Annotated in this window: 1 protein-coding gene; it reads left to right on the top strand. The window is 72.1% G+C overall.

Features of this window, described 5'->3' with window-relative positions; translation table 11 throughout:
* Nucleotides 1-298, top strand: a 298-nt coding sequence (locus tag KI686_RS17635) for an ATP-binding cassette domain-containing protein (RefSeq protein WP_237590387.1), incomplete at both ends; no start/stop codon positions are given.

Here is a 298-nt window from a genome sequence, read left to right as displayed (position 1 = left end):
CTTCCTCCCGACACGAGCATGCGGGCGCGGGACCTGATCGCGCTGGGCGTGACGGGAACGCGGTTCGGGCTTCCCATCCCTCGCCGCGACGACCGCGCGCGTGTCGACGCCCTGCTCGAGGGCGTGGGCGCCGCGCACTACGCCGATCGCCGAGTGGGCCTGCTCTCAGGCGGTGAGCAACAGCGGCTGCGGGTCGGGCAGGCGCTCGCCGATCAGCCCAGGCTGCTGCTGTGCGACGAGCCGCTGTCGAACCTCGACCTGGCCAACCAGCGCGGCATCACCGAGATCATCGACAGGC

Origin of the sequence: Polaribacter sargassicola, from assembly GCF_021991835.1 — a bacterium.
Taxonomy (GTDB): domain Bacteria; phylum Bacteroidota; class Bacteroidia; order Flavobacteriales; family Flavobacteriaceae; genus Polaribacter; species Polaribacter sargassicola.
Note: the sequence above shows the minus strand (reverse complement) of the source record. Positions and strands in the feature narration are given on the sequence as shown.